This window comes from Shigella sp. FC1661 (assembly GCF_001712525.1).
Classification (GTDB): Bacteria; Pseudomonadota; Gammaproteobacteria; order Enterobacterales; family Enterobacteriaceae; genus Escherichia; species Escherichia coli.
Genome location: NZ_MDGW01000075.1, coordinates 1 through 8918, shown reverse-complemented (window position 1 = coordinate 8918; position 8918 = coordinate 1). Strand labels below are relative to the sequence as shown.

Here is an 8918-nt window from a genome sequence, read left to right as displayed (position 1 = left end):
GTGCGTACCGGGCTGAGAGGCGGTGTAAGTGAACTGTAGTTGCCATGTTTTACGGCAATGAGAGCAGAGATAGCGCTGATGTCCGGCAGTGCTTTTGCCGTTACGCACCACGCCTTCAGTAGCGGAGCAGGAAGGACATCTGATGGAAATGGAAGCCACGCAAGCACCTTAAAATCACCATCATACACTAAATCAGTAAGTTGGCAGCATTACCGCCTTGTCGTACCATTATCAACACGATAATAATTAATAATTCATTTTTAAATAAATTGCTTCAAGTTAACTCGCTATTTATTTAACTGGGTTTAAACGCATACCTGTAGTTCAGAAATTATGAGCGATTTTTGATAGTGACCAGATGGCAAAAGAATTATAAGGAGGACACGGTACGACAAAAAAGGTAGATGAATCATGTTGAAGATAATACCCGGTGCAACTGGATACTTTAATAAAACACTCAATTCAAATCAATTCGATAATGAAGATGCAATCAAAGATAAATTAGATAATAGAGGTTCAATCAAAGGTAAATTAAATAATATATATGGTAAATCTATTGATTATGCAGCGCTGCGTCATCGGGATATAATTATTGCAAAAATAGATTTGTTTATTCAACGAATCACGCATAATTTATGGCATGCACGTAAAAAAATGTGTTTTTAATTGAGCAAATAAATGATCTCAAAATGTGGGTCAATAAGTATATTGACGATTGCACTGATGAGGATTTAAACGATCGTGACTTTATTGCATCAGTTGTTGACCGGGCTATTTTTCATTTCGCGATTAATAGTATATGTAATCCTGGGGATAATAAAGATGCGACTCCCATTGAACAATGTACTTTTGATGTAGAAACTAAGAATGGCCTTCCCTCCACGGTTCAGCTATTTTATGAGGAATCTAAGGATAATGAACCTTTAGCGAATATACATTTTCAAGCAATAGGTTCTGGTTTTTTAACGTTTGTTAATACCTGCCAGGAACATGATGACAACAGCTTAAAATTATTTGCTTCGCTGTTAATTTCACTTTCATATTCTAGTGCCTACGCAGATTTATCAGAAACAGTGTATATTAATGAAAATAATGAGAGCTACCTGAAAGCTCAGTTTGAAAAATTATCTCAACGTGATATGAAGAAGTACCTGGGAGAGATGAAGCGTCTGGCTGATGGGGGAGAAATGAATTTTGATGGCTATCTGGATAAGATGTCACATCTGGTGAATGAAGGGACGCTCGATCCTGATATTTTAAGCAAAATGCGAGATGCTGCACCACAATTAATTAGCTTCGCGAAGTCGTTTGACCCAACCTCAAAGGAAGAGATTAAAATACTTACAGACACTTCTAAATTAATTTATGATTTGTTCGGGGTTAAATCGGAGAAATAATATGTGAAGTTCTTCGATAGTATGGAAGGCATTATATAAAAGGACCCAATATTTATTGGGTCCTTTTTTCTCTATCAATGCTATTAGCAGGGAGATATATCACCAGAGTTTAATGTGTGATTTTTTATTTATCGTCGAACCTGGATTGTTTATCATTGGCCTTAACAAAGTTAACGGCTAATAAGATTATTTCCATCACTTCGTGAGAGCTTCATGCCTTGAGAGGATCTCAATTTTCTTTTGCAATGAGACAGGCGCTTCCTGTTGTTATGGTATAGTACCCCGCTATTGAGCCTCCTGAATAGTGATGCTGAATAACATAACCCCATGATATATCGATAAAATAATCTCTACATTTGAAAATGCACGGTAATTCTGAAATGCAAAAAATCAACCAAACCAGCGCAATGCCTGAAAAAACTGACGTTCACTGGAGTGGTCGGTTTAGCGTTGCACCAATGCTCGACTGGACGGACAGACATTGCCGCTATTTCTTGCGTCTGCTTTCCCGCAATACGTTGCTGTATACCGAAATGGTGACCACAGGGGCGATTATTCACGGTAAAGGTGATTACCTGGCGTACAGTGAAGAAGAACATCCGGTAGCGTTGCAACTCGGCGGTAGCGATCCGGCGGCGCTGGCACAGTGTGCGAAGCTGGCAGAAGCGCGTGGATATGATGAGATCAACCTGAATGTCGGCTGCCCGTCTGACCGGGTGCAGAACGGCATGTTTGGTGCGTGTCTGATGGGTAATGCGCAGCTGGTTGCCGATTGCGTGAAAGCGATGCGCGATGTGGTGTCGATTCCGGTGACGGTGAAAACGCGTATTGGCATCGATGACCAGGACAGCTATGAATTTCTCTGCGATTTCATCAACACCGTTTCCGGCAAAGGCGAGTGTGGGATGTTCATCATCCATGCACGTAAAGCCTGGCTTTCGGGGTTAAGCCCGAAAGAAAACCGTGAAATCCCGCCGCTCGATTATCCGCGTGTGTATCAACTGAAGCGTGACTTTCCGCATCTGACAATGTCGATTAACGGTGGTATCAAGTCGCTGGAAGAGGCCAAAGCACACCTGCAACATATGGATGGCGTGATGGTCGGGCGCGAGGCGTATCAGAATCCGGGTATTCTGGCGGCGGTAGACCGGGAGATCTTTGGTTCCTCGGATACCGATGCCTATCCGGTGGCGGTAGTGCGCGCCATGTATCCGTACATTGAGCGTGAACTCAGCCAGGGGACGTATCTCGGCCATATTACCCGGCATATGTTGGGCTTGTTCCAGGGTATTCCTGGCGCGCGGCAGTGGCGGCGTTATTTAAGTGAAAATGCCCATAAAGCGGGTGCAGACATTAATGTGTTGGAACACGCGCTCAAACTGGTGGCGGATAAGCGTTAACTTTTCACCAAAAAGTAGTCAAATTCACCACGCCCTGCGCACCGTCGCGGGGCGTTTTGCTGTTAAATCAATAGATTATTTTTGGCATGATTCTTGTAATGCCAGCAAGAGATTTCATATTTGGGAGAGCATCATGCTGGAACTACTTTTTGTGATTGGCTTTTTTGTCATGCTGATGGTCACCGACGTTTCGTTGCTGGGCATTATCACCGCGCTGGTTGTGGCGACGGCCATTATGTTCCTCGGCGGTATGCTGGCATTGATGATTAAGTTGCTGCCGTGGTTACTACTGGCGATTGCGGTGGTGTGGGTTATTAAGGCGATTAAAGCACCAAAAGTGCCTAAATATCAGCGTTATGACCGCTGGCGTTACTAAGGGATTGTGCGGATGATCACAACCTAAGGTTTTATCCTTAGAACAAAATAGGAATTGATAATCAAATCTGTCACTATTGCGCCTCTAACAGATTCATCGTGCTGTACCCTACATACAGCCGACTATAAAAAGAAAGGGCTTCCCAGGTGGAAGCCCTATTTCTTTTATGGAATCAGCAGGCTGGAACCTTGCGTCGCCCGGCTTTCCAGAATCTCATGCGCACGCTGCGCATCCTTCAGCGGATATTTCTGCTGCTCGGCGACATCGACCTTAATCACACCGCTGGCAATCAAAGAGAACAGTTCATTACTGGCCTCGATTAATTCCTCCCGCGTGGTGATATAGCCTTGCAGGGAAGGGCGTGTCACATACAACGAGCCTTTTTGATTGAGAATGCCTAAGTTCACACCGGTAACCGCACCTGATGAGTTGCCAAAACTGACCATTAAGCCGCGGCGTTGCAGGCAATCCAGCGACCGTTCCCAGGTGTCTCTGCCCACGGAATCGTACACTACGCGCACTTTCTTACCGCCGGTGATCTCTTTCAATCGCTCGACCAGATTCTCTTCACGATAGTTAATAACCTGCCACGCGCCGGCTTTTAGCGCGCTCTGCGCTTTTTGCGCGGTTCCTACGGTGCCGATAAGTTTCGCGCCCAGAGCTTTTGCCCACTGGCAGGCAATCAAGCCAACGCCGCCAGCCGCTGCGTGGAACAGGAACTGTTCATCGGGTTTAATTTCATAGGTTTTGCGCAGCAGATAATAAACCGTTAAGCCTTTCAGGAAAGATGCTGCAGCTTGCTCAAAAGAAATAGCCGCAGGCAGAATCGCCGCTTTATCCGCATTAATGTTATGCACAGAGCTGTAAGCGCCTAACGCCGACTGCGCATAGACTACACGATCGCCTGCCTTAATATGCTTTACACCACTGCCGACTTTACTCACGATGCCTGCCGCTTCGGTACCTGATCCGCTGGGTAGTGATGGCGGCGGGTAAAGGCCGCTGCGGATATACGTGTCGATAAAATTGATGCCGATGGCTTTATTTTCGACCTGGATTTCATTCTCTGCCGGATCGGCAGGAGTGAACTCTACGGCTTGAAGTACTTCCGGGCCACCGTGCTTGTGAAATTTAATTCGTGTTGCCATGTGTCCTCCAGAACGTATCGTCAGGGTCTGCTTCATATGGTAAAGTTTCGACCCATTCTTTATCTCGGTAACTCCATTCACTATGGCAGGAAATAAACCCTTCAACAAACAGCAGGCTGAACCCCGCGAACGCGATCCACAAGTTGCCGGGCTGAAAGTGCCTCCGCACTCGATCGAAGCGGAGCAGTCGGTGTTGGGCGGTTTAATGCTGGATAACGAACGCTGGGACGATGTAGCCGAGCGTGTGGTGGCAGACGATTTTTACACCCGCCCACACCGCCATATCTTTACTGAAATGGCGCGTTTGCAGGAAAGCGGTAGTCCTATCGATCTGATTACCCTTGCGGAATCGCTGGAACGCCAGGGGCAACTCGATAGCGTCGGTGGTTTTGCTTATCTGGCAGAGCTGTCAAAAAATACGCCAAGTGCGGCGAACATCAGTGCTTATGCTGACATCGTGCGTGAACGTGCCGTTGTCCGTGAGATGATCTCGGTTGCGAATGAGATTGCTGAAGCCGGTTTTGATCCGCAGGGGCGTACCAGCGAAGATCTGCTGGACCTTGCTGAATCCCGCGTCTTTAAAATTGCCGAAAGTCGTGCAAACAAAGACGAAGGGCCGAAGAACATCGCCGATGTGCTCGACGCAACCGTGGCGCGTATTGAGCAGTTGTTTCAGCAGCCACACGATGGCGTTACCGGAGTAAACACCGGTTATGACGATCTCAACAAAAAAACCGCTGGCTTGCAGCCGTCGGATTTGATCATCGTCGCCGCGCGTCCGTCGATGGGTAAAACAACATTTGCGATGAACCTCGTCGAAAACGCGGCGATGTTGCAGGATAAACCAGTACTTATCTTCTCGCTGGAGATGCCTTCAGAACAGATTATGATGCGTTCTCTGGCGTCGCTGTCGCGCGTTGACCAGACTAAAATCCGTACCGGGCAGCTCGATGATGAAGACTGGGCGCGCATTTCCGGCACCATGGGTATTTTGCTCGAAAAACGCAATATCTATATCGATGACTCCTCCGGCCTGACGCCAACGGAAGTGCGTTCCCGCGCACGCCGTATTGCCCGTGAACACGGCGGCATCGGGCTTATCATGATCGACTACCTGCAACTGATGCGCGTACCGGCGCTTTCCGATAACCGTACGCTGGAAATTGCAGAAATCTCTCGCTCGCTGAAAGCACTGGCGAAAGAACTGAACGTGCCGGTGGTGGCGCTGTCCCAGTTGAACCGTTCTCTGGAACAACGTGCCGACAAACGCCCGGTCAACTCCGACCTGCGTGAATCTGGCTCTATCGAGCAGGATGCGGACTTGATCATGTTTATCTATCGTGATGAGGTGTATCACGAAAACAGTGATTTAAAAGGCATCGCGGAAATTATTATCGGTAAACAACGTAACGGCCCAATCGGGACGGTACGCCTGACCTTTAACGGTCAATGGTCGCGCTTCGACAACTATGCGGGGCCGCAGTACGACGACGAATAATAATTATTTTATGAATTAGGTAATTAAAGCAAACACTTATCAAGGAACACAAATGCAAGCGGCAACTGTTGTGATTAACCGCCGCGCTCTGCGACACAACCTGCAACGTCTTCGTGAACTGGCCCCTGCCAGTAAAATGGTTGCGGTGGTGAAAGCGAACGCTTATGGTCACGGTCTTCTTGAGACCGCGCGAACGCTCCCCGATGCTGACGCCTTTGGCGTAGCCCGTCTCGAAGAAGCTCTGCGACTGCGTGCGGGGGGAATCACCAAACCTGTACTGTTACTCGAAGGCTTTTTTGATGCCAGAGATCTGCCGACGATTTCTGCGCAACATTTTCATACCGCCGTGCATAACGAAGAACAGCTGGCTGCGCTGGAAGAGGCTAGCCTGGACGAGCCGGTTACCGTCTGGATGAAACTCGATACCGGTATGCACCGTCTGGGCGTAAGGCCGGAACAGGCTGGGGCGTTTTATCATCGCCTGACACAGTGCAAAAACGTTCGTCAGCCGGTGAATATCGTCAGCCATTTTGCGCGCGCGGATGAACCAAAATGTGGCGCAACCGAGAAACAACTCGCTATCTTTAATACCTTTTGCGAAGGCAAACCTGGTCAACGTTCCATTGCCGCGTCGGGTGGCATTCTGCTGTGGCCACAATCGCATTTTGACTGGGTGCGCCCGGGCATCATTCTTTATGGCGTCTCGCCGCTGGAAGATCGCTCCACCGGTGCCGATTTTGGCTGTCAGCCAGTGATGTCACTAACCTCCAGCCTGATTGCCGTGCGTGAGCATAAAGCCGGAGAGCCTGTTGGTTATGGTGGAACCTGGGTAAGCGAACGTGATACCCGTCTTGGCGTAGTCGCGATGGGCTATGGCGATGGTTATCCGCGCGCCGCTCCATCCGGTACGCCAGTGCTGGTGAACGGTCGCGAAGTACCGATTGTCGGGCGCGTGGCGATGGATATGATCTGCGTAGACTTAGGTCCACAGGCGCAGGACAAAGCCGGGGATCCGGTCATTTTATGGGGCGAAGGTTTGCCCGTAGAACGTATCGCTGAAATGACAAAAGTGAGCGCTTACGAACTTATTACGCGCCTGACTTCAAGGGTCGCGATGAAATACGTGGATTAATCGTTCTGTAATATTTGATTGTCTGTGCCGGATGCGGCGTGAATGCCTTATCCGGCCAATAAAATCCTAAAAATTCAATAAGTTGATGTTCTTTCATGCTCTTATAAAGGTCGTGCCTCTGGCGGATGTTCGTTTGTCATGAGTCTCACTCTGTTGCTAATTGCCGTTCGCTCCTGAACATCCACTCGATCTTCGCCTTCTTCCGGTTTATTGTGTTTTAACCACCTGCCCGTAAACCTGGAGAACCATCGCGTGTTTCAAAAAGTTGACGCCTACGCTGGCGACCCGATTCTTACGCTTATGGAGCGTTTTAAAGAAGACCCTCGCAGCGACAAAGTGAATTTAAGTATCGGTCTGTACTACAACGAAGACGGAATTATTCCACAACTGAAAGCCGTGGCGGAGGCGGAAGCGCGCCTGAATGCGCAGCCCCATGGCGCTTCGCTTTATTTACCGATGGAAGGGCTTAACAGCTATCGCCATGCCATTGCGCCGCTGCTGTTTGGTGCGGACCATCCGGTACTGCAACAACAGCGCGTAGCAACCATTCAAACCCTTGGCGGCTCAGGGGCATTGAAAGTGGGCGCGGATTTCCTGAAACGCTACTTCCCGGAATCAGGCGTCTGGGTCAGCGATCCTACCTGGGAAAACCACGTAGCAATATTCGCCGGGGCTGGATTCGAAGTGAGTACTTACCCCTGGTATGACGAAGCGACTAACAGCGTGCGCTTTAATGACCTGTTGGCGACGCTGAAAACATTACCTGCCCGCAGTATTGTGTTGCTGCATCCATGTTGCCACAACCCAACAGGTGCCGATCTCACTAATGATCAGTGGGATGCGGTGATTAAAATTCTCAAAGCCCGCGAGCTTATCCCATTCCTCGATATTGCCTATCAAGGATTTAGTGCCGGTATGGAAGAGGATGCCTACGCTATTCGCGCCATTGCCAGCGCTGGATTACCCGCTCTGGTGAGCAATTCGTTCTCGAAAATTTTCTCCCTTTACGGCGAGCGCGTCGGCGGACTTTCTGTTCTGTGTGAAGATGCCGAAGCCGCTGGCCGCGTACTGGGGCAATTGAAAGCAACAGTTCGCCGCAACTACTCCAGCCCGCCGAATTTGGGTGCGCAGGTGGTGGCTGCAGTGCTGAATGACGAGGCATTGAAAGCCAGCTGGCTGGCGGAAGTAGAAGAGATGCGTACTCGCATTCTGGCAATGCGTCAGGAATTGGTGAAGGTATTAAGCACAGAGATGCCAGAACGCAATTTCGATTATCTGCTTAATCAGCGCGGCATGTTCAGTTATACCGGTTTAAGTGCCGCTCAGGTTGACCGACTACGTGAAGAATTTGGTGTCTATCTCATCGCCAGCGGTCGCATGTGTGTCGCCGGGTTAAATACGGCAAATGTACAACGTGTGGCAAAGGCGTTTGCTGCGGTGATGTAATGCAGGAAAGCAGGCTGGAGTTACCCAGCCTGCAGTGAAATTAAACTGTCGTCGCTTTCACTATTTCTTTGTAGATGATTTTTTTGATGCCGTTGTTCTACGTGAGAGATAATAAAACGTTGTCAGTTCTTTTATTGTTAAGTTTATCCCAATTAACTGGAATTCCTTTCCGGTAATGCTGCCAACTTACTGATAGTGTTTTATGTTCAGATAATGCCCGATGACCTTGTCATGCAGCTCCACCGATTTTGAGAACGACAGTGACTTCCGTCCCAGCCTTGCCAGATGTTGTCTCAGATTCAGATTATGTCGCTCAATGCGCTGAGTGTAACGCTTGCTGATAACGTGCAGCTTTCCCTTCAGGCGTGATTCATACAGCGGCCAGCCATCCGTCATCCATACCACGACCTCAAAGGCCGACAGCAGGCTCAGAAGACGCTCCAGTGTGGCCAGAGTGCGTTCACCGAAGACGTGCGCCACAACCGTCCTCCGTATCCTGTCATACGCGTAAAACAGCCAGC

General features: G+C 48.9%; 7 protein-coding genes and 2 pseudogenes. 6 read left to right on the top strand and 3 right to left on the bottom strand.

The window, feature by feature from the left end:
• On the bottom strand, positions 1-159 hold a 159-nt coding region (locus BFF42_RS05610), incomplete at its 3' end, for an IS1 family transposase (RefSeq protein WP_032277379.1).
• A gap of 252 nt (positions 160-411) precedes the next feature.
• Between BFF42_RS05610 and BFF42_RS05600 the strand changes: the two are divergent.
• From BFF42_RS05600 to pspG, 3 genes and pseudogenes are all read left to right on the top strand, one after another.
• Positions 412-1397 (top strand): annotated as a pseudogene (locus BFF42_RS05600) (DUF2713 domain-containing protein).
• Positions 1398-1759: 362 nt separating this feature from the next.
• Entirely contained in the window at positions 1760-2797 is a 1038-nt protein-coding gene (gene dusA, locus BFF42_RS05595) for a tRNA dihydrouridine(20/20a) synthase DusA (RefSeq protein WP_004988151.1), read from the top strand.
• A gap of 133 nt (positions 2798-2930) precedes the next feature.
• Complete coding sequence (gene pspG / locus BFF42_RS05590) at positions 2931-3173, top strand: envelope stress response protein PspG (protein WP_000891393.1); 243 nt, start codon at positions 2931-2933, stop codon at positions 3171-3173.
• Between the two features lie 164 nt (positions 3174-3337).
• Here pspG and BFF42_RS05585 read toward each other — a convergent pair whose 3' ends face one another.
• Positions 3338-4321: a quinone oxidoreductase gene (locus BFF42_RS05585; RefSeq protein WP_039060470.1), complete on the bottom strand. Its 984-nt coding sequence runs from the start codon at positions 4319-4321 to the stop codon at positions 3338-3340.
• An 82-nt stretch (positions 4322-4403) separates the two neighbouring features.
• Here BFF42_RS05585 and dnaB point away from each other — a divergent pair, with 82 nt between their 5' ends.
• The 3 genes from dnaB (at position 4404) to tyrB (ending at position 8397) form a co-directional block, all read left to right on the top strand.
• Positions 4404-5819 carry a replicative DNA helicase gene (gene dnaB / locus BFF42_RS05580; protein ID WP_000918363.1) on the top strand — a complete coding sequence of 472 codons (1416 nt, stop codon included), beginning with the start codon at positions 4404-4406 and terminating at the stop codon, positions 5817-5819.
• A gap of 52 nt (positions 5820-5871) precedes the next feature.
• Positions 5872-6951 carry an alanine racemase gene (gene alr, locus BFF42_RS05575; RefSeq protein ID WP_001147344.1) on the top strand — a complete coding sequence of 360 codons (1080 nt, stop codon included), beginning with the start codon at positions 5872-5874 and terminating at the stop codon, positions 6949-6951.
• Between the two features lie 252 nt (positions 6952-7203).
• Positions 7204-8397: an aromatic amino acid transaminase gene (gene tyrB / locus BFF42_RS05570; protein WP_000486977.1), complete on the top strand. Its 1194-nt coding sequence runs from the start codon at positions 7204-7206 to the stop codon at positions 8395-8397.
• Between the two features lie 186 nt (positions 8398-8583).
• On the opposite strand, the pseudogene BFF42_RS05565 reads toward tyrB, so the two are convergent.
• Positions 8584-8918, bottom strand: a pseudogene (locus BFF42_RS05565) (IS1-like element IS1X2 family transposase); the annotation flags it as partial.

What these genes read in the sequence shown, in the direction of transcription:
- dusA (WP_004988151.1), top strand. Translation starts at nt 1,760, where the DNA reads ATGCACGGTAATTCTGAAATGCAAAAAATCAACCAAACCAGCGCAATG.
- dnaB (WP_000918363.1), top strand. Translation starts at nt 4,404, where the DNA reads ATGGCAGGAAATAAACCCTTCAACAAACAGCAGGCTGAACCCCGCGAA.
- alr (WP_001147344.1), top strand. Translation starts at nt 5,872, where the DNA reads ATGCAAGCGGCAACTGTTGTGATTAACCGCCGCGCTCTGCGACACAAC.
- BFF42_RS05585 (WP_039060470.1), bottom strand. Translation starts at nt 4,321, where the DNA reads ATGGCAACACGAATTAAATTTCACAAGCACGGTGGCCCGGAAGTACTT.
- pspG (WP_000891393.1), top strand. Translation starts at nt 2,931, where the DNA reads ATGCTGGAACTACTTTTTGTGATTGGCTTTTTTGTCATGCTGATGGTC.